Here is a 25,277-nt window from a genome sequence, read left to right on the forward strand (position 1 = left end):
AAATCACACAAAATGTCAAAACCACTTCTAGGAATAATTATAACGCTCTGTATTTTCTGTTCTGTTGGTCATGGACAAAAATTAGGAGACGAATCTTACGGCATTTCCTCTTTTTACGCTCAGTATTTCTATCAAAAACCTACTTCAACGGGCGAAATACTTCAAAGAAATCAATACACTGCTGCCCACATGACTTTGCCCTTCGGAACGATGGTCGAAGTAACAAACCTTGCCAACAAACGTTTTGTGATTGTTAGAATCAATGACAGAGGACCATTTAAGCCTGGCAGGATTATTGATTTAACAGAAAATCCTGCAAAATGGTTAAAAATGACGAACAAAGGGCTCACAAAAGTTCGCCTGAAAGTAGTTGGTTTTGATGGAGACATCATGCTTGAACCTTACGATTCTTTGAGACTGGTTGCTCCTCCGCATTTTGAGCCTAAATTCTATCAAAATACTAAATTAAAATATCATCGTTATTATCGCCTCAAAAAAAATTGGCAAAAACGTAAATACCCAAATCTCAAACATAGACGTTTAAAAGTAAATTCTTATTTAAGGAAACTTTCAAAACAAAAAATAAAGGCTAAAAAAGAAGCACAAAAAACAAAAGTGATTCCTCCTAAAAAGAGTAAATAATTAGTTCAATCAACAATTTAAAAATCATGGATTTAGCACAAATACGCCAATATGGAAATATAGAATTCTTGGCCAAGCAAATGGTAGAAGGCTTTATTACTGGTCTTCATAAATCGCCATTTCATGGTTTTTCTGTGGAATTTGCCGAACATCGTTTATACAATAACGGCGAAAGTACTAGGCATATCGACTGGAAAGTATTTGCTAAAACAGATAGAATTTATACCAAACGCTATGAAGAAGAGACAAATTTACGTTGCCATTTAATTATTGACACTTCATCGTCGATGTATTATCCTGAAAAAACGAATGGAAAAATTGTATTTTCCACAATGGCTGCTGCGGCTTTGGCTTACATGCTTCAAAAACAAAAAGATGCAATTAGTTTAATTACTTTTTCTGATACAGTTGAAATCCAAACGCCAGTAAAATCAACACCATCGCACATTCATAAAATATTTCTGGATTTAGAAAACTTACTTCAAAAACCGAAGGAATATAAAAAAACGGAGGTTGCTTCGGTGATTCATCAAATTGCTGAAAATATTCATAAACGCTCGTTAGTCATTCTTTTCAGCGATATGTTTGATGATATTGACAATGCTGAAAAGGTTTTTTCTTCCTTACAACACCTCAAACATAATCTTCATGAAGTATTGATTTTTCATGTTACAGACAAAAAAACTGAATCAGATTTTGATTTTGAAGACCGTCCTTATGAATTCATTGATTTAGAAAGTAACGAAAGCATCAAGCTGAATCCTGCACAAGTAAAAGTGGATTATCAGAAAACTTTGCATCAATTTTACAAAGAACTAAAACTGCGTTGTGGACAATATAAAATAGATTTCATTGAAGCCGATATTGCCGAAGGCTTTGAACAAATCCTTTCAGCTTATTTGGTAAAAAGAGGAAAGATGAAGTAATTACTCCATCTTTTAAATTGCTAAAGGCAGCGTAAAGAAAAACTTAGTACCTTCATTTTCAACTGTTTCAAACCAAATACTTCCTTTAGCATTATCAACAACCCATTTTGCCAAAGCCAAACCAACACCAGAACCCTGTACTTTCGTTGAATAATCTAACATAAATATTTTTCCTTGGTTTGCCTCAGGAATTCCAATACCATTATCTTCTATACTGAAAGTTACTGCTTCAAGACCAACATTTACACCAATAATTACTGCTGCAATTCTATTTTCAGGAACAGATTGAATGGCATTCATGATTAAATTCTTAATGATGTTCCCTGTTAATTGGCGGTCTCCAACTACTTTTACTGGCTTTTCGGGAACTATCATCCGAATATGTTGTAGGGTATCGTCTTTGAAAAGATTAACTACTTTTTTGGTTTCATGGGCAAAATCAAATATTTCACTTTTGGGAATTGGCAATCTTGCAAAGTCTGAAAAAGAAGTAGCAATGTATGACAGATTATCAATTTGTCCTGTCAAAGATTCAATTTGGTCTTTTACTTGCGACATATCTAATTCTGTACCTCTTGAAATTTTACGCAATAATAACTGTAAAGACAATTTCATTGGCGTTAATGGATTTTTAATTTCATGAGCTACCTGTTTTGCCATTTGTTGCCAAGCAGATTGTTTGTTAGCATCAGTCAAGGCTACTTTAGATTCTTCTAATTTCACTAACATTTCGTTATAAGCCTTTACCAAAACACCAATTTCATCATCAGAACGCCAAGAAAGTGGTTCGCTAGGTTTGCTTAAATCTATTTTTCGTAATTTATTGGTAATCATCTGTAATGGAACAACCAAAAGGTTAGAAGCCAAGTAAGAAAACCATAATAATACCAAGAAAATAGTGGTGAAAGTATTCAATAAAGAGCCAATTACAGCACTTACTTCTTTAGTAAAATAAGTTTTTGAATCATAGAAAGGAATACAAACGATTCCTAATAACTTACCTTCATTTGATTTTAATTCTAAGTAAGAAGTTTTAAAAGATAAATCCCCGATGGCTTCATCTAAAATTACTTTCTTCTCTTTTTCTTCCATCAATTGTGTATATGCAATTGGATTAATATATGAAGCGATAAAACCTTGTTCAAAACTTAAAGGTTTGTTACTTGCTAATAATTGTCCTCTTGTATCAAAAACGCTGATGTACTTTTTAGTACTTACCGCAATACTGTTGATGGTATCAGACAAAAATTGTTTACTCATTTTCCCCTGAACATACCTATCAACTGCAGGCATCAGATTGATGCCTATGCTTTCTGTTTGGTTCAAATAACTATTCTCCTGGCTTTCCGAGAATTTTGTTCCGATAATACTAAGCGTAATACTTACTACCAAAATCAGTGGAAGTAGAAAAGCAATATTAAGGTAGATTTGAATCTTACTGGCAATATTGATATTCATCTTCGAGAACCCATATCTTAAAGCGTAAAAGAAAATAACGACGATAATCGTAAATACTAGTATTAAAAAAAGAAAAGAAAAATTGGCATAAATGGATGTAATACTTTGAGTTTCGGAAGAAACTACAATTGCTCTGCCATTTTTTCCAATAAAACCTACGTGTTTATAGCCATTTTCTTCAACACCCTCTTGAATAATTTCTTTTCCTAGTAAAGCCTCTTTAGACAATTTACTTTCATAATTGAATCCTTCTCCTCCTGTTTTTACAATTTTTCCATTTTCATAAATCGCAAAGCTATAATTATTAGCCTTCAATTTATCTCCTGAAATAATTGGCGATTCTCCATCAATTGAGCTTTCAGCAAATCCTTTCTTCTTTTTTAAATCTAAAATCACATAGCCAGTTGCTAAGTCTTCTTTATTTAAAAGTGGAATAAAATTAAAATATTGTTTCCCTGAATAAACCTCTAAATCATTTACAAAATATACACTGGCATTTTTTGTTTGGTATTTAGGAAGTTTGAAAATCTTTTCAAAGGTTTCATAATTCTCTATTTCATCTGTATTATCAAGTGATTTCCCTGTGTAATCAAACACAAAAACGCTAACGTCGTAATAAGAAAAATAACTATCTAATAAATTATGTTTGATATAATTTTCAACTTGCTCTTTCGGCAAAAAGTCTGATTTCAACAAACTCATTACTGTTGAATCTCTACTTATTACAAGACTTGCTTTACTTAGAAGGAATTCTGCTTTTTCATCATTTTCATCAAAATAACGTTTGGCAAATTGCTTTTTTTGAATAAAATCCTCTTCCACATTTTGTTGGCTAACTACATAATTTCCAATCCCAGCACATACTAATGCTGCACTAAAGAAATAAATGGAAGTTTGATAACGAAAAGTGTATAAATAATGCGGAAAGGAAGTAAAAAACAGGACAAACACATAAATACCGTGAATCCCAAAAACAATTAAATTGAAATCGGAGAAAATAATACAAATCAAACTAGCAAAGACAAAGGCCAATAATAAGGATGGATAAACCCATTTTGTGTTTTGTCTATTTAGCTTTATGACTAAAATGATAAAAAAATGACAGGTCAAGAAGTATGTTAATGAAATTAAAACATAAATCAACAATGAATAGAAAACTAGCGGTTTTTCCCAAATATCAATATTCAATGCCAAGCTCAATTCATTATTTGACTTTTGATAAATATCCAGCAGCACACCGTACATTAATTGGCTTAATCCAAAACTACCAATAAGAAGTACCACAGAAATAATGCGCTTGATAGGCTTCTGTAAATTCATTAACCATAAATACACACTCATTTTATAGAAGTAATTTATCAAATAAAACAAGATAATTACGATAACTATTAAATTGAGTATTAAGTCGCCCAAAGAAGGTGAGAAAATGGATACATTGAAGCATTCTGAATTAAAAAGTTCCGATTCGCTGAATATAGACGGAATTGAAAAAAACAACATGGCTATTCTTAAGAATAAAAAGAAAGCCACTAAAATGAAAAAAGCTACACTGTATTGACGACTATTATTGAAGTACCAAATCCAAGTAAATAAATATATTACCGTGAAGAGTAAACACAAAAGACCTGCGATAATAACTACTTCTGGAATGATAAAATGTTGGAAATTATCTGATTTATCAGATAATACTGAAAATAAAAATGTTTTAGAAGGCGTATAAATATTGAGTTGTACATTAGAAGCTGGAACGATACTAACCTCTTTCGGATCTACTTTAAAAACACTTTCATTGAAAACAGTTTTTTGTCCTTTTCCTCTGTACTCTTTTGAATAAGAGAGATTAATCATCGAAAAAACCTCGAAAGTATTAGCACCTACCGTCACCAAACGTCGATTCAAAATAAACTTTCCTGTTTCTAATTCTAAAGTTTTGGAGCTGTAATTCCCTTTGATAAAAGTATAATCGGGTACAAATTGGTAATCAGACCAAAAAATGATTTTACCATTTCTAAAAACAAAATATGGATATACAGTTGTGGTTTTAAAAGCACTAAATCTATTGCTTTTGGCATTGTTGAGTGTTGTGTAAACTTTATCTAAATCCGAATCTGATTGCTTGATTGCTTGATTTACTTTGTTTTGAACATCAAACAGATATTTTTCTTCAAATGTTTTACCAATTCCGTTCCCAACTACAACATATAAAAATGCTGCTATTCCAAAACACATAAAAGCAAAACTTAAAAAGATATTTCTTTTAAGGAAAAATGAGATAAGAAATTTAGTAAACGTATTATTCATAACATTTTACTTGTGGGCAATCTATTATTTTATCTTAATCGTAATCTTATTCAGACAAAAAATAGCACAAACATGGATTTAAAAATTTTATTTGACAAAGAAGATTTACTCATTTTATCAAAAATACTTTATTTTTTTAAAATAAATGTTTTTGGTGAAACAAAAAGAAGAGTCTATTTTTCAAAAGACTCTTCTTTTTTAAAATTAAAATATTTTTGGATGAAATTACTTAAAAAATCGCCTCAGCAATCTTCTTGGTACTTTCTGATTTGCTCATGGTATAAAAGTGTAAAATTGGGGCTTCAAAAGCCATCAATTCTTTACATTGTTGAATACACCATTCTATCCCAACTTGTTTAACGTCTTTATCAGTTTTACAATTTGTTACGGCTGTCACCAAATCTTCTGGCATATCTAAATGGAAAATTCGTGGCAAAACTGTCAATTGCTTCTTGGTTGCCAAAGGCTTTAAACCCGGAATAATTGGCACATTAATACCTTCTTCACGACATTTCTTCACAAAATCAAAGTACTTCTGATTGTCAAAAAACATTTGTGTTACGATATAATCAGCACCTAGTGCTACTTTTTTCTTTAAATAATTAAAATCGGTATTGAAGTTTGGTGCTTCAAAATGTTTTTCTGGATAACCTGCTACACCAATACAAAAGTTAGTTGGCGACGCTTGTGTTTCTTCATGCAAAAGTTCTCCATTATTCATGCTTACTACTTGTTGTAATAAATCGCTTGCAAAAGCATGACCGCCTTTTTCAGGTGTAAAAGCTGGATTTCCTTTCACTGGGTCACCACGAAGTACTAATACATTATCAATGCCCAAATAGTGTAAATCAAACAAAAAATCTTCCGTTTCTTCTTTTGTAAATCCTCCGCAAATTACATGAGGTACTGCATCAACATTGAAACGGTTCATCAAACTTGCACAAATACCTACCGTACCCGGACGTTTACGAATTGGAATTCTATCAATCTGACCGTTCACTATTTTTTCTAAATATTCTTCACGGTGATAGGTTACCTCAATAAAAGGCGGTTTAAATTCCATTAAAGGCTCAATGTTACTCATTAACGCTTGAATACTATCACCTTTTACTGGTGGAATAATCTCTATTGAAAACAAGGTTTTACCTTTTGCTTGCTCGATGTATTGGGTAATTTTGGTCATAATTAAGATAATAAATCTCCGTACTTACAGTGAATTACTTCAACAAAGTATCGTAGATAGCATTAATTTATTTTTTACAAAGGTAGGCAAAACTTACAGAGTCAAAAACTGCTTGACTAACATTTCCCACTCATCTGCCAATGAACCTACAAAAACTGACGTTTTTGCACGGGTGTACCAATATTTGGCATTCCAATTATCGCCTTCTTTCCTATGCAAGTAAGCGTGCAATTGGTCATAATGTTTTAATCCTTCATTGCTTTGGGCTACTTCATGTGCTTGCTCCCAATCGTCATTAGCATCGTACCAAAGTGCGACGAGTAATTCATGAACAGAAGAAGGCGGAGCAGGTTGAGCGAGCGTTGCTTTAAATTCAGCGTAAGTCATCGAATCTAACATTTTAAATGAACCATAAAGTTACATACTAAGTAGGTTCAAATAAAAAGTCGTTCGTCTATTTCTTTACAAAATGGCTTATTACTCTTTCTTAAAAAGGAAAAAAGAGACATAATGGCTGAACGACATTTAAAAACAAGCCGTTTTGTCTGATAAAATCCACTGGTATAAGTTTTGAAAGAAGATAGACAATCCAAAAAGAAATCTATACAAACCTTTAATAAATAAATGAAGATGAACAAGAAAATAGAAATTCCGAGAAATATATTAGCAGACATTGATTTCAACAATACTTTAAATGGCGGTAGAACAGAACCAAATATTGAGGTAAATCAAACTGAAAATGCTTATGAAGTTTTTGTTAAAGTAGCAGGTTTAAGTGCAGACCATTTACAAATGGATGTTCAAGATAACCGACTTTGGTTATATGCTTTACAACCTGTTTTGAAAAAAGCAGAAGATGATGAAGTACAGAATTTTGTACCACAAACCATCGGACAAATTATGTTGCCCAATTTTGTTGACCTAGAAAATATTTCAGCGAAGTATTATAACCATCAATGGAAAATTGTAATGCCAATTGATGAACACAGAAAAGGATTCAAGAAGAGAATTGATGTAGAAATCTAAGCAAATAAAAAGCTATATATAAGCCCTACGATTACGCTTCCGTAGGGCTTTTCTTTTTCTTTGAATCTTAGAAAGTATATCTTACAGATAAGGCAATTTCATCTGCCCAAAAACTACTGTAATTAATGATATTGATTGCTGGTTTCCAGTCTAAACTGACAGCCAAAGGAATAGTTCTAGCATAAGCTTCTAAGCCTAAAATCCCGTCCAAACCTAATACAGTTGTTTGGTTTCTATCCAAAAAGCCTGGACGTTTGTCACCCCAAACATACACGTGACCACCACCACCAATGAACCAGTTGAAATCTCTGGAATTGAAAGCCCTACCATGTACTTCATAAAGTCCAGTTAAGCCAAAACCATCATAACGGAATGAACCAATTACTTCGACTGCATCTTTGTTGTTTACAAAAGTTTTGAATGTAATACCATTAGTATTACCCAAACGAATACCTAAAGCTGACTTGTACTGCCCTTGAGCTTTTACCGAAGTACTTACACCCAATAAAACGAGTATAAAAGCACTGAATAAGAGTTTTTTCATGTAAATGTTGTTAATAATTTAATCAAAAAGCATTTGTAAATAATTATACCAAAGAGAATAATACTTTTTTGTGGAAAATAATCCTCAATAAATCTACAAAGGCAAATTCAAAAACATTTTGTTGAAATAGAGTAAAATCTATCCTTACAATACTCTACAAGTAAAGACTTGAAAATACTTATCTTTCAGCCATAATCGAATTCATCCTAAATCTCCTCATTATGAATATTAAAACTAAACTGCTATTAGTACTTTTTGTACTGTTCCAAAGCTTTGCTTTTGCTACTGTAGCGTACAATCAACCTCCCTCAAAAGAATTTTATTTATTAGTAGGCACTTATACTTCTGGAAAAAGCGAAGGAATTTATGTCTATAAATTCAATAGTGAAACAGGTAATTTCCAAGCAATTAGTATTGCTAAAAATCTAAAAAATCCAGCGTTTTTGGCAATTTCTCCTAATCAAAAATATGTTTATTCAGTTGGAGAAGTCAATAATGGCGGTGCAGTTTATGCTTTTGAATTTGATAAAACAAAAGGCGAATTAACCCAATTGAGTACACAATCTGCCAATGGTTCTGGGCCTTGCCATGTGGCGGTTGACAAAACAGGTAAATGGGTAATTGTGGGGAATTATGGGGCTGGAAGCCTAAGTATTTTGCCTGTAGAAAGCAATGGAGGCATATCTGCAGCAATTCAAACCATCCAACATGAAGGGAAAAGTATAGACGTAAACCGACAAGACAAACCACATGTGCATTCAATTAATATTGCTCCCAACAATTTAGATGTTTTTGTACCTGATTTAGGAATTGATAAAATCGTTACTTATCAATTGGATACAAAAACTGGAAAATTGAATGCGGGGAATCCAGCTTTCACCAAAGTAAAAGATGGCACAGGCCCTAGACATTTTACTTTTCATCCCAACAAAAAGTTTGCTTATGTTATTCAGGAATTAAGCGGAGATATCACAGGCTTTAATTATAAAAAAGGGTCGCTTGAGGCTTTCCAAACAATTAGTACTTTGCCAGCAGATTATAAAGATGGAAAGTCTTGTGCAGATATTCACATTTCGCCTGATGGTAAATTTTTGTATGGTTCAAATAGAATTCATGATAGCATTGCGATTTACGCCATCAACCAAAAAACTGGTGAGCTTACTTATATTACCAATCAATCGGTATTAGGGAAAAAACCAAGAAACTTCATGATTGACCCCACTGGAAAATTTGTTTTGATAGCCAATCAAGATAGCGATAATATTACAATTTTTGAAAGAGACCCTGTTAAAGGTACTTTGACAGCTACGGGTAAAGAAATCTCAGTTCCTAATCCCGTTTGTTTAAAAATGTTGGATGCGAAGTAAACTGATAATTAAAACTTAAACATGAGTCATCCCGAATTTTCTCACAAAAAAGTCAATTTTAAAAGATTTCAATGTTTTTTGGATTTATTCTCGTCCTTACTTTTTGCCTTGATGCAAAAAGTAACAAAAAAATCAAGAATTCCTAAACTCGCTTCGCTCAAACAGTAGGAATTCGTTGTCCATCAATCATAAAAAAGCGGTCTAAATTAGTTTTTCGACCGCTTTTTTATGATTTTAAAATTCGGGATGACTCATGTTTTTTGATACCAAAAGTATCAATCGACATACTCCGAGTATCTAAATCCATACTAAATACCGCAATTTCCCGCAAAAAAGTATCAAAATACATACTTCAAGTATCTTCATCCATACTAAACACCGCAATTTACCGCAAAAAAGTATCAAAATACATACTCCAAGTATCTTCATCCATACTAAACACCGCAATTTACCGCAAAAAGTATCACAATACATACTCTTATGAAAACAAAAAGCTCTCTTCAACACATTGGTTAAAGAGAGCTTTTTATTGAATATTTTCAGGATTTATGATTTTTTCAGAATGGCAAAAAATTCAATCGTAAAACCTGCCAAAACAATGATTGGGCCTAATGTCAAACCTAAAAACCCAAATCCAAATTCTTCTTTGTCTAAACTCATGATATAAAAGCCGATGAGAATAATGGCTATTCCTAGCAACATGATTAGATAATTTGTTTTTCCAAAAGGGAGTTTTTCTTTATTAGTCATTTTATATTTTTATTTTGAATTTCAAATGAAAGTTAATTGTGAATGTTTAATACAATTCATCAAGCGATAATCTTAAATATCTTTCTACCGACTGGAAAGTACTTAATATCCCCATCAAAGTACCAATGATTAAAATGCCCAAAAGTAAATAAATCATTTTATCCATTTCTTGTAATAAAACTAATCCTTCTACTTTACGCACTGCTAATTGTTGCAACAAAATCAAGCAAGAACTTGCCACTAAACCACTTGTTAGTCCTTGCAAAGCACCTTTTATAATAAATGGTTTACGGATAAAACCATTGGTCGCTCCTACTAATTGCATACTTCTGATTAAAAATCTTTGAGAATACAATGATAATTTGATGGTATTATTCACCAAAATAATGATAATCAAGAGTAACAACATCACAAAAACCGAAAGTACTAAATAGATTTTTGAAATATTTTTATTGACTTCATCTACAAAATTCTCAACATAAGCTACTTCGTGAACACCCGGAATTAATTCCAAAGCAACTTTAATTTCTTTTAATTTAGCATCGTTAAAATACTCTTGCTTAATCTTTACAGCATATAAATTATGAAGTGGATTATTATCGCCAAGTAATCTTCTATAATCCTCTCCCGACTCTTCAATGAATTGCTTTGCAGCTACTTCTTTGGAAATAAAATTGATTTGCGGAGAGTTTTCTTTTAGTAATACAAACTCTTTTTTGATTAATATTTTATAGATTGAATCTAGCTTACTAGTGGTCAAATCATCATCCAAATACACTTGTAACTCAACATTTTGTTTAACCAATTCTGCGAGTTTACGGGCATTAAGCGTCAACAAACCACACATTCCAATTAAGAAAAGTGCAATTGTTAAACTAATAACAACCATCACATTCGGAGTACTTCCTAGTTTCTTTATTTTAGCCATAATATCTTGAGGCAAAGCTTACAAACAAATTTACGATTTTTATATCGTAATGAAAGGCAATTAACGCTTTTTAACAAAAAGCCATCTGAGGTTTTCAGATGGCTTTTACTGGATTAATGTTTAATTTCTTTTGTCTAATTCATCACGAATTTTGGCTGCCTTTTCATATTCTTCATTTGCCAAGGCTTCTTGCAACATTTTATTCAATTGTTCGATTGGATTTTCTTTTAAAATCTCTCCGAAAGTCTTTTTCGGTTTAATTTCAGGCTCAATATCATCAATTAGAGGGTCTTTCGAACTTTCGTTGGTTGAAATACCTGCTTCTGATAATACATTTTCAAAAGTATAAATCGGAACATTGAAACGTAAGGCAATCGCAATGGCATCGGATGGACGAGCATCAATATAAGTATCTTTGATGCCATCAGTACAATGGATTCTTGCAAAAAAGACACCTTCTTTTATATCGGTAATTGAAATTTCACTGACTGAATAATGAAAAGTACGAGCAAAAGATTTGAATAAATCATGCGTCATCGGACGATTAGGCTCAATCTTCTCAATTTCAATAGCAATCGCTTGTGCTTCAAACATACCAATGATGATGGGCAATCTTCGAGGTCCAAACTCTTCTCCTAATATCAATGCGAACGAACCCGTTTGAGATGAACTAGGCGACAATCCTAATATTTCTAATTTTATTTTTTCCACTTTACAAATATATGCTTTTAATAATTGAGGGTTTTGCCATTAGCAGGGAACAAAGATATAAACCCCGATAAATTTAAAAAAGTTTTCTGGATATTCATTCAAAATAAAAGACCTGTGAAATTATAAAAATCACAGGTCTTCATCCGAGAAATTGAAATATTTTTACTTCGCAGCCAAAACCGCTTTGGTTAATCTTGGTAAAATATCAAAAACATCTCCTACGATTCCGTAATCAGCTGCTTTGAAAAAAGGAGCTTCTGGGTCTTTATTAATTACTACAATTACTTTGGATGAATTTACGCCAGCCAAATGTTGAATTGCCCCAGAAATACCTGCAGCTATGTATAAATTTGGAGAAACCTTGATACCTGTTTGCCCAACGTGTTCGTGGTGAGGACGCCAATCTAAATCTGAAACAGGTTTAGAACAAGCAGTTGCTGCACCCAAAGCATTGGCTAAATCTTCAACAATTCCCCAATTTTCTGGTCCTTTTAAGCCACGACCAGCCGACACCACTAAATCTGCTTCTGGTAATGAAATAGTACTTGAAGCTTTGTGCGTAGCAACGAGTTTTACACCAAAATCTGCATCAGATAAAGCTGGTGAGAAAACTTCAACTTTCGCCAATGCATCCGTTTCAACAGGACTCACAGCATTTTTTTTGATAGCAATAATTTTTTTATCGCTTTTCATCAAAACGCTTGCAAAAGCTTTCCCAGTGTAAATACTTCTTGTCACGACAAAACCATTTGAAAGATTTGGCAAAGCTGTTACATTAGAAACGATTGAAGCCTTCAATTTTGCAGCAACTCTGGCAGCAACGGCATCCCCCAAAGATGATTTTGCCAAAATAACAGTATCAGCACCATCCGCATTAACTGCTTCAGTTAAAACAGAAGCATAAGCTTGAATATTTGAAACCGCCAAACGAGCATCATTAGCATGAAGTACTTTGGTAGCACCAAAATTTCCAGCTTTGGCAAGTTCAGCTTCAGAGGATTCGCCAATGGCTAAAACGGTAGCAGTCGTTCCTTGTAATTTAGCCAATTCGGCTCCATAAAAAACTGCTTCGAGCGATGATTTTTTAATCGCTCCATTATCTAATTCGGTGAATATTATAACTGACATATTTTTTCAGATTTTTGATGGAAGAAAGTATCAATTTTGAATTGTGAATGATGAATGCCGGAGTTATTATTTTTGGCAATAACAATTCACAATTCCTAACTTACAAGACTTTTGCTTCAGTTTTTAAAAGAGTAATTAGTTCTTCTGCATTCTCAGCCAGAATCATTTTACAAGCACCTTTTGGAGCAGGAAGTTCATATTTATCAGTACTTGTCAAACCTTCTCCTACTGGCTCAATTACTTTCAAAGGTTTTGTTCTAGCCGTCATAATTCCTCTCATATTCGGAATTTTCCATTCTGCAATCGGTTCTTGACAACCCAGTACCAATGGCAAACTAGCTTCTAAATTTTCTTTACCACCTTCTATTTCACGAGTAATTTTTGCGGTACTTCCTTCAATATCCAATTTCATTACTGGCGATAATGATGGAATGCCAAGCAATTCAGCGACCAATCCATGTACAACACCGCTGTTGAAATCGATTGATTCACGACCCATTAAAATTAAATCGTACTTTTCTTGAGCAGCAATGTTGGCAATTTGAGTTGCTACAAAATAAGAATCTGTCGCTTCGCAATTAACACGAATGGCATCATCAGCACCAATAGCCAAACATTTACGAATAACAGGCTCTGCATCGGCTTCGCCAACGTTTAGTACTGTTACTGTTCCGCCGTGCTGTTCTTTTAATTCTACTGCACGAGAAAGTGCATAATCATCATAAGGCCCTGTGATGTAGGTTACGCCTGCTTTATTAAATTTTGTATCTCCGTCCGTGAACGAAATTTTCGCTGTGGTATCGGGTACGCTGGTTACACAAACTAAAATTTTCATCGTATATCGTTTATTTTTGTTAATCTTTTGAGTTTTGTTTCAAGGAAGATTACATAAATTTAACTTTTTAAGGTTTAATTTGTAGTATTCCTTATTTATTCACAATAATAACGAAAAGTTTTAATAATAGTATGCAAGCATACTATTATTTCTAAATATTTTATAAAATGTCATTTAACCGATTAGCTTTACTAAAACAGTTTTTGGAAGAAGAACCTGAAAACCCTTTCAATCATTACGCATTAGCCACTGAATTGTTAAAAAGCGATGCAGAAGAATCAGGTAAGATTTATAGGTATTTACTAAAAAACCATACCGACTACTTGCCTACTTATTATCATGCAGGTGCGTTATTTTCGGAATTTGGAGAAAATGAATTGGCAGAAAAAATCTATCAGGACGGCATTACTCTAGCCCAAAAATTAGGAAATGAAAAAGCTTTGAAGGAATTGAAAGGTGCTTATCAATTATTCTTGGATGAATTGGATATGTGAATGTAAGTTGTGAATTGTGAGGGCGAACTTAAAACATTTAAAAAGAACATTTCCATTCACATAATAATTTCGTCTGTTTTCTTTTGTCATGTAAAAATCAGCATAAGCAACTGATTGTAAGCTACCTATGCTGATAAAATTTCAAATTTAAGCTTCTTTTATCAAAGTACTGATAATTTTTGTCATCAAAGGTTCAGACTTGGCGGCTGCGGCAATAATTTTTTCTAAACTTGCTTTTTGTAAAGTTTCAGGAATTCCCATATCTGTAATGATTGACATTCCAAAACATTTTATACCCATTTGATGTGCCACGATAATTTCAGGAACAGTTGACATCCCAACGGCATCAGCACCTAAAATTCTCAGTAATTTATATTCAGCACGAGTTTCTAGTTGTGGGCCTGATGCCATTACATAAGTACCTTTTTGCACAGAAATATTCAAGGATTTTGCGATACTTTCGGCTTTTTCAATCAATGTTAAATCATAAGGGTCGCACATATCAGGAAAACGGTCGCCAAAACTAGGAATGTGTTTACCAGTCAATGGATTTTCTGGCATAAATAAGCTGATATGGTCTTGAATAATCATTAAATCGCCTACTTTAAACGCTGGATTCATCCCGCCAGAAGCATTTGAAACGATTAATTCCTTCACACCCAATTGTTGCATTACTCTAACAGGAAAAGTAACTTCTTTCATCGAATAGCCTTCATAAAAATGAAAGCGACCTTGCATACAAATCACATTCTTATCGCCGATTTTACCAAAAATCAATTTCCCTTGATGAAACTCAACCGTTGAGACAGGAAAATTTGGAATATCTGCATAATTGATACTTTGAAAAATTTCAATTTCATTAACCAATGCTCCTAAACCTGTACCTAAAATAATACCAAAATCAGGTTTAAAATCAGGTACTTGCTGCTTAATAAAGTCGGTGGTTTCAGTTATTTGTTGAGAATACATGATAATTTGACAATTTGAAAATGTGGTAATTTGAAGATTTGAAAATTATATTTTTTGAAAATAAAGTAAAATAAATTACATATTTTTCCCAGCAACGAAACCCGTTGTCCAAGCTGATTGAAAGTTAAAACCGCCTGTTACAGCGTCAATGTCTAAAATCTCACCTGCAAAAAATAGATTTTTGATAAATTTACTTTCCATTGTTAGTGGATTTACTTCCGTTAAATCAATACCTCCGCAAGTAACAAATTCCTCTTTGAAAGTGGTTTTCCCTTTTACTTTTTGTGGACAATTCAGCAAGTTTTCAATCAATTTATTAGTTGATTTATTCGAAATATCAATCCATCGTATTGTTTCATCAATTTCAGCCAGTTCACAAAATTTCTTCCAAAGTCTTGAAGGCAAAGTAAATTGAGGATTCGATTGAATAAGTTTTTTAGGACTTACTTTCTTTTGCAAAGTAAAATTTTCTCTGACTTGATTTTCAGAAAATTCAGGAATCCAATTAATTAGTGCTGTAAAATCATAATTTGCATCCGCTAACTCTCTTGCTCCCCAAGCAGAAAGTTTCAAAATAGCTGGACCAGAAAAACCCCAATGTGTTATCAATAAAGCCCCTTCTTGCACAATTTTCTTTCCTGCAATTCTAACTGAAGCGTGCTGAACACTAACGCCAGACAATTCTGTAAAAAGTGAATCTGGCACATTAAAAGTAAACAATGAAGGAACAGGTTCAATGATTTGGTGCCCTAAATCTGCCAACCATTGATAAGCCGATTTTTGTGGATTTCCTCCTGTCGTAATCAACAAAGCGTCACAATCTAACTTTTCTTCGCTCAAAAGCTGAACGCCAATTACTTTATTTTCATTTGTTAAAACAGATTTAACACCCGCAGAAGTAATGATTTTTACGCCTAAATCTTTCGCCTTTTTCTCTAAACAAACAGCAATCGTTTCAGAACTATCCGTATCTGGAAACATTCTACCGTCAGCTTCAGTCTTTAAAGTAACTCCTTGTTTTTCAAACCATTCAACCGTATTTTTTGCATTAAATTGATTAAACAAGTTTCTCAGAAAGCTCCCTCCTCTTGGATAAAACTTAGATAGCTGTTTATTATCAAAGCAGGCATGAGTAACATTACAACGCCCACCACCAGAGATACGAACTTTGTTTAAAACCGTTCTATTCTTTTCTAAAAGTATTATTTTCGCAGTAGGATTACTTTCAGCAGCAGATATTGCTCCGAAATATCCCGCAGCACCAGCACCGATTATAATTATATTTTTTTGAGACATTGATTAGTTTATCGAAGCCGTATTTGTTTACTTGCTCGAAAAGTAAAATTACGAAAAATGTTCTCTGAATTTTAATTTGAACATTTTCTAACACAATTATCATTAAAAGTGTGTGTGTTACACAACTTCGAAATCATGGGCAAAATCAAATTTTTAGCTTTTCTACTATTACTTGGTATTATTTTATATTACTGGGGCAAACCTTCGCCGATGAAATCTTTGCAAAATGATTTAGCAAATATTGGTAGTCAGAAAAAAAGTAAAGAAAAAGAAGCCTTAAACCAAGAAGAAGAAACAACAATTGAAGAGGAAACTAGCAGCTTTACAGATGATGTTTCTAAGAAAATTAAAGAAAAAGTAGAAAGCTCTGTTTTAGAAACAATCCAAGAAAAGGTTTTCGGGAATTCGAATAAACATGAAGGAAATAGCGACGGAGGAACTTTGGATGATTATATTCCATACTTCAAAAACAATACTGAAATCGTTAGGCATAAAGCTTTTATTTTAAATTATCGTGAAGAATATGAGCAAGCGTCATGGGTTTTACATCGCTTAGAAAAAGAGGCCGTGGATGGTCGTGAGGCTCGTTCTAATGAATTCATTGAAGACCCTTTGGTTGAAACAGGTTCAGCCCATACTCGTGATTATTCTCGTTCTGGTTATGACCGTGGGCATTTATGTCCAGCAGCAGACTTCAAACATGACAAGGAATTGCAAGACGAAACCTTCTATATGTCGAACATGTCCCCACAGAACCCTGATTTTAATAGAGGAATTTGGAGTAATTTAGAAGATAAAATCCGCCATTGGGTTATTAACAGAAAACAATTGATTATTGTGACTGGTCCAGTTTTGAAAAAAGGTTTGCAAACTATCGGAAAAAGTAATTTGATAGCAGTTCCAAAATCATTTTACAAAATTGTTTACGACCCAAGTACCGAAGAAGCTATCGCATTTATAATTCCGAACGAAGGTTCAACGAAATCAATTAAATCTTTCGCAGTTAGTATTAATGCCATTGAAAAACTTACTTCAATTGATTTTTTCGCAAAATTACCCGATGATTTGGAGCAAAAAATAGAAACTAATGTTAAAATTGAGGATTGGTTTTGAGCAACTTACTTGATAAAGAAGATATTTCATTTCTGTTCAGCGATAATGTCGTAACTTTATTTTCAAGTATATTATCTTTTATTCTAAACTGATAAGCATCATTTATGATAAAATAATGTATTAGACAAAGTTTGTTAATTAATAAAGCGTACCTATTTTCACATATTTATTTAAACCTATCAACTTCATCAGACAAATTTTGGCTTAATTTTTAAGAAATTATGACTTTAGCATTTACCATTTGTTCCATAAATTACCTTGCACAAGCACAGACTTTAGGGCAGTCTCTCCAAAAAACTAATCCTGATATTGAATATGTAATTGGTTTAGTTGACAGACTTGACCAAGTTACTTTAGATGCTGATAAAATTCCTCCTTTTCAACTTTTAGAAATTGACAAAATCGGTATTAATTGTTTCGATGAAATGTGTGAAAACTATGACATTACAGAACTCAATACGGCTGTAAAACCCTTTTTTTTTGATTACTTTTTTAAAAACAGGAAAGACCTTCAAAACGTTATTTATTTTGATCCAGACATCATTGTTTATCAAAAACTGAGTAGATTAACTGAGAGCCTTGCTGAAAAAAGTATCGTAATTACTCCACATATTTCTTCTCCGATTCTCGACGATTTTGACACAAAAGAAATCGCTCATTTGAATACAGGAATTTATAATCTAGGATTTATAGGAGTTGGAAGAAGCGAAGAAAGCTTACAAATGATTGATTGGTGGAAAGAACGCCTCAAAAATGATTGTAGAATAGATTTGTGCAATGGTTTATTTGTGGATCAACACTGGATAAATTTTGTGCCTATTTTCTATAAAAATTCAGTATTGATTGAAAAACACCCAGGCTATAATGTGGCATATTGGAATCTTCATGAAAGACAAATCACCAAACAAGGAGATACTTTTTACAGTAACCATGAACCGATTTTGTTTTTTCATTACAGTGGCTATCAACTTAGTAAACCCGACAATGTTTCTAAATATCAAGATCGTTCAACCTTTGAAAACAGACCAGACATTATTGAATTATTTAAAGATTATGCACAAAAATTAAAAGATAATTTTAATAATTATTATATTTTAATTCCTTGTTTTTATATTAAACCGCCCAAAGTAAAAAGGTATAAAAGAGTTCGAAAAGCTTTACAACTTCCATTTAGAAAAGTACTGACCTTGATTGATTAACTAATAGTAGTTTTTTGTATAACCTGTTTTTTTTATACAAGAAAGTGTTTAAAGATTATGCTAAAAAGAGAATATTGCGGAAATAGACCAACAAAACTTCGACTAAGAGTATTAGATATCTTTGTTGATTTTATTGTTTTTATCTTCCGAAAACATAAAAATAAAGCGTTCATATTACCTGAAAGAATTTTACTTTTCAACTTTGGGCATCTTGGCGATATGCTGATGATGGGCTACATGGTAGATGCTTTCAAGAAAAAGTATCCTAATGTTGAAATTCATATTGTAGCAGGAAGTTGGTGTAAAAATTTAATTGTAAACAATCCTTTATACGACAGCGTTTTTTTTATCAACCACTACAGAACAAACAGAAGTAATCTATCGCTTTTTGCTAAAATAAAATTGTATGTTATTGATATTAAAGACTTTTTAACAACACATAAATCATTACATTATACTCATTCTTTCGATTTTAGGTATTCAGGTTATAATGCTAATATGCTTTTACCATTTTTAAATGCTGACCAAAAAATAGGTTTTGGTACAAGAGGAATGGGCAGTTTGTTGGATATTGAGTATTATATGCTTCCAACGCCATTTCACGCTGTTGACCAGCAGATACAAAGTTTAAGAAGTTTAGGAATTGAACAGACTAGCAAAGACATCATTCCAATTCTTTCAATGGAGCTTGATGAAAATAAGAATTTCAATATTAGTGGAGAGTATTTTATCTTATTTCCAGAAGCTGGAACGAAGAATAGAATGTTCTCTAATAATTTTTGGATTTTCTTGATTGGCTATCTTTTGAATAGAAAATCTGAAGCGAAAGTAATGATTTGCGGGGTTACAGAATATTCAACTAAATTAAGAATGGAACTTGAAAAAAAACATCCTGAAAAAATTATTGATGCCGTTGGAAAAGTTTCAATCCCACAAATGATTCCTATTTTACAAAAAGCAGCTGGAGCTTTGACACTTGATTCATTTCCTGCTCACATTTCCTCAACATTAACTTCTACACTTTGCCTTTTTAAAGAAGGTACTGGACTTGAGTACTTTCCAATTAATGCAAAACCCACTTACATTATTCATGATCATAAATATTCAAAAAGTATTACTTCGTTCAGAGAACAAATGAAGATTCAATATATCCCTTCTTTAGATGAGCTAAGTTTACCAAAAGTAGCAACCTTGGCGATGAACGAGTTGTTTAACTTGAAGTAAAATTATGTATTGAACATAAATTCTCTCCAATTTGTCTATAATTCTGTATTGAATAAAACTAATTTATCAAAACGACTAAATTCGGCATCCTTTTTGTAATCATTAATTCGATAATAAATATAGGTTTTAAACGTATTATTTTCAGCGTTGAACATTACTAATAACATCTACTATAAATTGTTTTTATTTAGTTATAGCTTTTTTCGAATGGATACCAAAATCATGACAAATACTTCTGAATTAAATGAGTCTGATAAAACTTATCGAGCTTTGGAGAGTGCCATTTTGAAAATACAACGATTCACTAATAAGCTCGCCAAGAAATCAAATCCGAGCCATGAACTTCAAGCTTTCTGGGAACTGGGAGACCTTTCTTTGATGAATTGGATAAGTGATACTCATTGTTACATTAGTAGAAAAGGACAGAAATTACAGTTTTTGGCAAAGCCTTCAAAGTTAGAAATTATCAGTTTTCATCTTGAAGAAGGCGATAAACTTTTAATTTGTGGAGATTCACTAAGGAAGAAAATATCAGATAACGAAATTGATGAAATTCTTCAAAATAGTACTGGGGTTAAAGATTCTTGCTTGAATTTATTAAAAATAGCGAATATTGATACTCCATATAATGTTTACAATGTACACAATGTTGTAGTTTTAGAAGTTATTGATCAACAAAAAATAATTACACCAATCATTTCCGACGAGAATAATCCTTTTATCACCAAATCAAATGATAAATACTTATTTATTCCCATTATTATATTAGGCATTGGTTTATTAGCTTATTCTTACGGTAAAAAAAACACATTTGATATTTCTGGTATTTTCAATCGTCAGGCAAATCAAGTAGCTGTTGAAAATGATAGTATTGGTATCATCAAAAAAGATTCTCTTACTCCTTTTCAGTCTAATCAAGCTAGCGATAATTCGTTTGAAAATAATCCTGTAGAAGAAAATATTGAAAGCAATAGTTCTTTTGACGAGCCTAAAACAAAACCAATTACTAGTAAAGTAGAACCTTCAAATTCAGATTTCTCGAATACTGAACCTACAAAATCACCTCAAAAAACGGAGAAAAAAAACATTACTTTTAGCCCACAGAAAGAAGAACAAAATTATCATGCTCTGATAGAGCAAAAAGATAAATGGATAAGTATTAGAAGAGACTTACAAGATAAACATAATAATGGAGATTCTTCGGTGAGTGAACAATTAGACAATAGTAAGAAAGTCATTCAAAGAATTGAACAAAAACTGCAAGAAAGCTCAAGAAGAATGAACAAAAACTAAGCTTTGATTGCTTCTTGATTGATTGTTTGAACTTTCTTTTTGGGAGTTTTATTGGTCTTTACTTCTTTAGTTGATTTCTGTAACTGTTTTTCATTATTTTTTTTTAATAAATGTGCAACAAACATATACAGTCCGAACAAAGCACACAATAAGTAAAGTGAAGTAGTATTTTCTGCTTTTCTGCTAATGAAAACAAATAATAAAGTAGCAATAACCGTAAAACTCCAAAGTACCAACGAAGCTTTAAAATGAGTGAGACCGCTATCAATCAACAAATGATGTAAGTGATTTCTGTCAGCTTCAAAAGGTGATTTTTTATTTTTCAAACGGATAATAAATACTCTCAATGTATCAAAAATTGGTACAACCAACACAATAATGGCTAATATTGGTGCGGCAAAAGTACTGTTTGGGTCAAATCTATATTGGATATTTAGCTGAATAAATCTAACTGCAAAAAGGGCTAACACAAATCCAACAATCAAAGAACCAGTATCTCCCATAAAGATTTTAGAGGTTTGGGAAAAGTTAAATCTTAGAAAACCAAGTAAAGATCCAGACATTGATGCTGCTAAACAAGCCAAAGCGTAATGTTCATTTAAGTAAAACCAAATACCGAACAATCCTCCAGCTATCATTCCTATCCCGCCCATCAAACCGTCAATCCCATCAATCAGGTTAACAGCATTAATCAAAGCAAGAAAAACAAAAACTGTCAGCGGTAAACTAATGATATAAGGAACGGAGTAAATACCAAAAATGCCAAAAAGGTTTTCAATGCGTAAATCTCCAAGTACAACAACTAATAACGACGCAGCAATTTGGATATACATTTTCTTTTTAGGTGCAAGGATTAGAATATCGTCTTTTACGCCTAAAAAAAACAAAATTACGATAGCTGAAATAGAGAGATGTACTAATTGACCTTCATCAGGATTTTCCCATAAAAAGTAACTAATTAAAGTTGAAGCAAAAACTGCAACACCACCTAAAGTTGGCGTTGCAACTTCATGAGAGCTTCTTGCTACTGGGGTAGCTACCAAATTTTTAAGTCTAGAAATATTGATGATAACAGGAATTGCAGTAATTGATGTAGCACATGCTACCACTGCAGAAACAATGATATGGAAAAGGTTATTGTTATAAAATGTCCAAAAGAAGTTAGTCATCGTTGTAAATTATAAATTTCAAAATTTAGCGAAATGTGTCAGGATATATCCTAATAGGGTTAAAGTAGTACTATGCAACACAAATTACAATTAAAATATAAAAGCACCAAACGCTTTAGTCTGTGATATTTCTTTGTCTAACTTCTCTCGCAGGATTTCCCTGATAAATTGTATATGCCTCCATTTGCTTTGTCATTACAGAATTAACAGCTAAAACCGAATGAGATTTTGCCAATACTCCCGGACAAACAATGGATTTGGCTCCAATCCAAACGCCATCTTCTAAATGAATAGCAGCCACTCTTAAATCAAAAGTTGTTTTTGAATAATCGTGATTTCCTGTTAGTAACATTGCTCCTTGCGAAATACAAACATGATTTCCTAAACTCACCATCGTTAAATTATCAATCCAAACCATTTCTCCAATCCAAACGTAATCTCCAATTGATAAAAACCAAGGATATTTAATGGTTACTTGGGGCTTAATCATTACTCCTTTTCCTATTTTAGCTCCGAATAATTTCAACATAAAAACTTTAAACGACACTGGAAAAGGAATATTAGAATTGATTACAATAGCACTCACAATATGCCAAATTGTTCTTTTAATAAAACCCCCAGGTTGATACCAAGCATTATCGTACAGAGACAAATCTGTTGTTTTTTTCATTTCGTTAAATCTTTATTAAATTCTTCTTTGAAAAAATTTTCAATCGCTTTTTTGTCTCTTCCCACACGATGATATACTTCATACACTTTAGCATCTACTAAAAATCTATACCAGAAGCCTTGTAAAAAATGCCAAATGAATCCTTGTTTTCCATCTAAAAAACCTAATCTGAAAATGTAGCGATAAAGAAAATAGATAATCGGACGAATGAATAATGGAATTGAAGCATATTTCACTTTCAAAAATCTAGTTCTTTGTTCTTGTGATCCAAAGAAATTTGGCTCTACTGATTCAAAGTTTCTGAAATCGTACTTAATATTCAATAAGTCAATTACTTCATTTATTGCATAAATGTTATGTTTTTGAGTCCACCAAGTAAGATTATTTAAATTATGATCTACAAAATCATTTTTAAACTGCATTGTCAATCCACTAAACAGCTTAATATGCTCATCCATCCAACGCTGCTCACAAGTAGCCATACCATGTCGCCATATTCTTAAAAGCCAAATTGGATAATAAGCACCATGTTTAATCCATCTATTCATAAAAAACACTCTACGTTTTATATAAATACCATTGATGGTATTAGGTATCTTTATTAATTCATTTTTAATCTCTTCAGCTAATTCAGGTAAAACATATTCGTCTGCATCTATCCTCATATACCACTCTGTTTTAAAAGGGGTATTTTGTATGGCGAAGTTAATTTGAACAGCATGGTTAACCCAAGGCTGAAAAGTGATTTTTGCTCCAAGAGATTCTGCAATTTGAATAGTTTTGTCTGTGGAACCCGAATCAACAATAAAAATTTTATCCGTAAAAAGCAACAACGATTCGATACATCTTTTGATGTGTTTTTCTTCGTTGAAAGTAAGGATGATGACGGAAATATCTTGCATTAATTTTTATTTAGCAATTTTCTTAAACTCTTCAAACAAATTTTTGGCAACTAATTCTATATCATATTTTTCTTTTACCAAAGCTTTTCCATTGTTGGCTAAAAGTTCACAATATTTTTCATCATCAAGCATTTTGGTTAATCCATTTACAATACTTTCAGAATTCAATTCTACTAAATGAGCAGCATTACTTTCTCGAATACTTTCTCCAAAACCTACCCTATCTGATAATAAAGACGGAATTCCAGTAACTAGGGCTTCAAGTGTTGCAATCGAAAAACCTTCTGAATGTGATGGCAACACAAAAATATCGGCATCAGCAAAAGCAGCTAATTTATCTTCACCAACCAACATCCCTACCAATTTGATACTTTTTTGTAATGATTCCGTTTCAATAAATCGCTCTGTTTCGCTTAAATAACCATCGTCTGGTCCAGCCAAAACTAAAATACAATCACTCCTTTTACCAATAATTGTTTTAAAAGCTGGCAACAATAAATCTAAGCCTTTTTTAATATTTATCCTGCTTAAAAATAATATCAGTTTTTTATCTTTTGGAATATTGTACTTTTCCTTAAATGTGCCTTTTTCTGGAAGCTTTTCGAAATTTCTTATATTCATTCCATTCGGAATAATTTTAACATTTGGATGAGCGTGCCCTAAAAAGTTTTGTAAATCATTTTGTTCATCAAGATTATTGATTTGAATCAATTCTGTTTTATCCAAAACACTTTTCTGAAAAAGTACTCCAAAAAGTTTCTTCTTCCAATAACCATTTGCCAAAGCCCAACGGTCTAACAAACCATGAATTGTAACACATTTTGGTGTTTTAACGCCTGCTAAATACGGTGCTAAACCTGCAAAATGCCAAAGTCCGTGAATATGAATTACATCATATTCTTTTCCATGTTTTTTTATCCAAAAAAATAACTCAGGCGAAAACTCTGCCCAAAACTTTGCTAACCAATGTCTTTTACATACAACTATTTTAGCTCCTTCAGGTAAAGCATATAACTTTTGTCCTTCAGTAATTGGCGTTAGAATAGTTACTTCAGCACCAAGTTTTATTTGCTCAACAGCATGGTCATAAATAATTTTGGGCGGGCCGCCAATGTCCCAAGAATATCCACCAATATTGAGAATTTTCAC

24 protein-coding genes are annotated in these 25,277 nt (G+C 32.5%); 9 read left to right on the forward strand and 15 right to left on the reverse strand.

What is annotated here, in order from left to right; translation table 11 throughout:
- Positions 1-12 precede the first annotated feature (12 nt).
- Positions 13-642 carry a septal ring lytic transglycosylase RlpA family protein gene (locus HNP25_RS15285; protein WP_184135484.1) on the forward strand — a complete coding sequence of 210 codons (630 nt, stop codon included), beginning with the start codon at positions 13-15 and terminating at the stop codon, positions 640-642.
- Positions 643-668: 26 nt separating this feature from the next.
- A complete protein-coding gene (locus tag HNP25_RS15290; protein ID WP_184135485.1) occupies positions 669-1,568 on the forward strand; it encodes a DUF58 domain-containing protein in 900 nt (299 codons plus the stop codon).
- 12 nt (positions 1,569-1,580) lie between these two features.
- Here the strand turns inward: HNP25_RS15290 and HNP25_RS15295 are convergent, their stop codons facing one another.
- From HNP25_RS15295 to HNP25_RS15305, 3 genes are all read right to left on the reverse strand, one after another.
- Complete coding sequence (locus HNP25_RS15295; RefSeq protein ID WP_184135487.1) at positions 1,581-5,255, reverse strand: sensor histidine kinase; 3,675 nt, start codon at positions 5,253-5,255, stop codon at positions 1,581-1,583.
- 301 nt (positions 5,256-5,556) lie between these two features.
- A complete protein-coding gene (locus tag HNP25_RS15300; protein WP_184135488.1) occupies positions 5,557-6,510 on the reverse strand; it encodes a methylenetetrahydrofolate reductase in 954 nt (317 codons plus the stop codon).
- A 93-nt stretch (positions 6,511-6,603) separates the two neighbouring features.
- Positions 6,604-6,909, reverse strand: coding sequence for a hypothetical protein (locus tag HNP25_RS15305; RefSeq protein ID WP_409012521.1), 306 nt, complete (start codon positions 6,907-6,909; stop codon positions 6,604-6,606).
- Between the two features lie 231 nt (positions 6,910-7,140).
- Here HNP25_RS15305 and HNP25_RS15310 point away from each other — a divergent pair, with 231 nt between their 5' ends.
- Positions 7,141-7,536 (forward strand): Hsp20 family protein, encoded by a 396-nt coding sequence (locus HNP25_RS15310; protein WP_184135490.1) that lies wholly within the window; start codon positions 7,141-7,143, stop codon positions 7,534-7,536.
- Positions 7,537-7,603: 67 nt separating this feature from the next.
- Here HNP25_RS15310 and HNP25_RS15315 read toward each other — a convergent pair whose 3' ends face one another.
- Positions 7,604-8,080 carry a hypothetical protein gene (locus tag HNP25_RS15315; protein ID WP_184135492.1) on the reverse strand — a complete coding sequence of 159 codons (477 nt, stop codon included), beginning with the start codon at positions 8,078-8,080 and terminating at the stop codon, positions 7,604-7,606.
- A gap of 221 nt (positions 8,081-8,301) precedes the next feature.
- Between HNP25_RS15315 and HNP25_RS15320 the strand changes: the two genes are divergently transcribed.
- Entirely contained in the window at positions 8,302-9,447 is a 1,146-nt protein-coding gene (locus tag HNP25_RS15320) for a lactonase family protein (protein ID WP_184135493.1), read from the forward strand.
- 546 nt (positions 9,448-9,993) lie between these two features.
- On the opposite strand, the gene HNP25_RS15325 is transcribed toward HNP25_RS15320, so the two are convergent.
- From HNP25_RS15325 to HNP25_RS15345, 5 genes are all read right to left on the reverse strand, one after another.
- Positions 9,994-10,197, reverse strand: coding sequence for a DUF3098 domain-containing protein (locus HNP25_RS15325; protein WP_184135495.1), 204 nt, complete (start codon positions 10,195-10,197; stop codon positions 9,994-9,996).
- Between the two features lie 46 nt (positions 10,198-10,243).
- Complete coding sequence (locus HNP25_RS15330) at positions 10,244-11,125, reverse strand: cell division protein FtsX (RefSeq protein ID WP_184135496.1); 882 nt, start codon at positions 11,123-11,125, stop codon at positions 10,244-10,246.
- 120 nt (positions 11,126-11,245) lie between these two features.
- On the reverse strand, positions 11,246-11,836 hold the full coding sequence (locus HNP25_RS15335; protein WP_184135498.1) for a bifunctional nuclease domain-containing protein: 591 nt from the start codon (positions 11,834-11,836) through the stop codon (positions 11,246-11,248).
- Between the two features lie 162 nt (positions 11,837-11,998).
- Entirely contained in the window at positions 11,999-12,964 is a 966-nt protein-coding gene (locus tag HNP25_RS15340) for an electron transfer flavoprotein subunit alpha/FixB family protein (RefSeq protein WP_184135500.1), read from the reverse strand.
- Positions 12,965-13,064: 100 nt separating this feature from the next.
- Positions 13,065-13,799: an electron transfer flavoprotein subunit beta/FixA family protein gene (locus HNP25_RS15345; RefSeq protein WP_184135501.1), complete on the reverse strand. Its 735-nt coding sequence runs from the start codon at positions 13,797-13,799 to the stop codon at positions 13,065-13,067.
- Between the two features lie 167 nt (positions 13,800-13,966).
- Between HNP25_RS15345 and HNP25_RS15350 the strand changes: the two genes are divergently transcribed.
- Entirely contained in the window at positions 13,967-14,293 is a 327-nt protein-coding gene (locus tag HNP25_RS15350) for a tetratricopeptide repeat protein (protein WP_184135503.1), read from the forward strand.
- Between the two features lie 147 nt (positions 14,294-14,440).
- Here HNP25_RS15350 and HNP25_RS15355 read toward each other — a convergent pair whose 3' ends face one another.
- On the reverse strand, positions 14,441-15,262 hold the full coding sequence (locus tag HNP25_RS15355) for a purine-nucleoside phosphorylase (protein ID WP_184135505.1): 822 nt from the start codon (positions 15,260-15,262) through the stop codon (positions 14,441-14,443).
- 75 nt (positions 15,263-15,337) lie between these two features.
- On the reverse strand, positions 15,338-16,558 hold the full coding sequence (locus tag HNP25_RS15360; RefSeq protein ID WP_184135507.1) for a BaiN/RdsA family NAD(P)/FAD-dependent oxidoreductase: 1,221 nt from the start codon (positions 16,556-16,558) through the stop codon (positions 15,338-15,340).
- A gap of 135 nt (positions 16,559-16,693) precedes the next feature.
- On the opposite strand from HNP25_RS15360, the gene HNP25_RS15365 reads away from it, so the two are divergent.
- The 4 genes from HNP25_RS15365 to HNP25_RS15380 all read left to right on the forward strand — a co-directional run bounded on the left by HNP25_RS15365 (position 16,694) and on the right by HNP25_RS15380 (position 21,387).
- Entirely contained in the window at positions 16,694-17,671 is a 978-nt protein-coding gene (locus HNP25_RS15365; RefSeq protein WP_184135509.1) for a DNA/RNA non-specific endonuclease, read from the forward strand.
- Between the two features lie 221 nt (positions 17,672-17,892).
- A complete protein-coding gene (locus HNP25_RS15370) occupies positions 17,893-18,870 on the forward strand; it encodes a glycosyl transferase (protein WP_184135510.1) in 978 nt (325 codons plus the stop codon).
- Between the two features lie 57 nt (positions 18,871-18,927).
- Positions 18,928-20,094: a glycosyltransferase family 9 protein gene (locus tag HNP25_RS15375; RefSeq protein WP_184135512.1), complete on the forward strand. Its 1,167-nt coding sequence runs from the start codon at positions 18,928-18,930 to the stop codon at positions 20,092-20,094.
- Positions 20,095-20,316: 222 nt separating this feature from the next.
- Complete coding sequence (locus HNP25_RS15380) at positions 20,317-21,387, forward strand: hypothetical protein (RefSeq protein WP_184135514.1); 1,071 nt, start codon at positions 20,317-20,319, stop codon at positions 21,385-21,387.
- Here the strand turns inward: HNP25_RS15380 and HNP25_RS15385 are convergent.
- The 4 genes from HNP25_RS15385 to HNP25_RS15400 form a co-directional block, all read right to left on the reverse strand.
- Positions 21,384-22,556, reverse strand: a complete 1,173-nt coding sequence (locus tag HNP25_RS15385; RefSeq protein WP_184135516.1) for a glycosyltransferase family 4 protein — start codon at positions 22,554-22,556, stop codon at positions 21,384-21,386. The two genes, HNP25_RS15380 and HNP25_RS15385, sit on opposite strands and share 4 nt — an antisense overlap.
- Positions 22,557-22,671: 115 nt before the next feature.
- Positions 22,672-23,226, reverse strand: a complete 555-nt coding sequence (locus HNP25_RS15390) for a WcaF family extracellular polysaccharide biosynthesis acetyltransferase (RefSeq protein WP_184135518.1) — start codon at positions 23,224-23,226, stop codon at positions 22,672-22,674.
- Positions 23,223-24,128, reverse strand: a complete 906-nt coding sequence (locus tag HNP25_RS15395) for a glycosyltransferase family 2 protein (RefSeq protein WP_184135519.1) — start codon at positions 24,126-24,128, stop codon at positions 23,223-23,225. The genes HNP25_RS15390 and HNP25_RS15395 overlap by 4 nt, the downstream gene beginning before the upstream one ends.
- A gap of 6 nt (positions 24,129-24,134) precedes the next feature.
- On the reverse strand, positions 24,135-25,277 hold the full coding sequence (locus HNP25_RS15400) for a glycosyltransferase (protein ID WP_184135521.1): 1,143 nt from the start codon (positions 25,275-25,277) through the stop codon (positions 24,135-24,137).

Origin of the sequence: Arcicella rosea (genome assembly GCF_014204325.1) — a bacterium.
In the GTDB taxonomy this organism is placed as follows: domain Bacteria; phylum Bacteroidota; class Bacteroidia; order Cytophagales; family Spirosomataceae; genus Arcicella; species Arcicella rosea_A.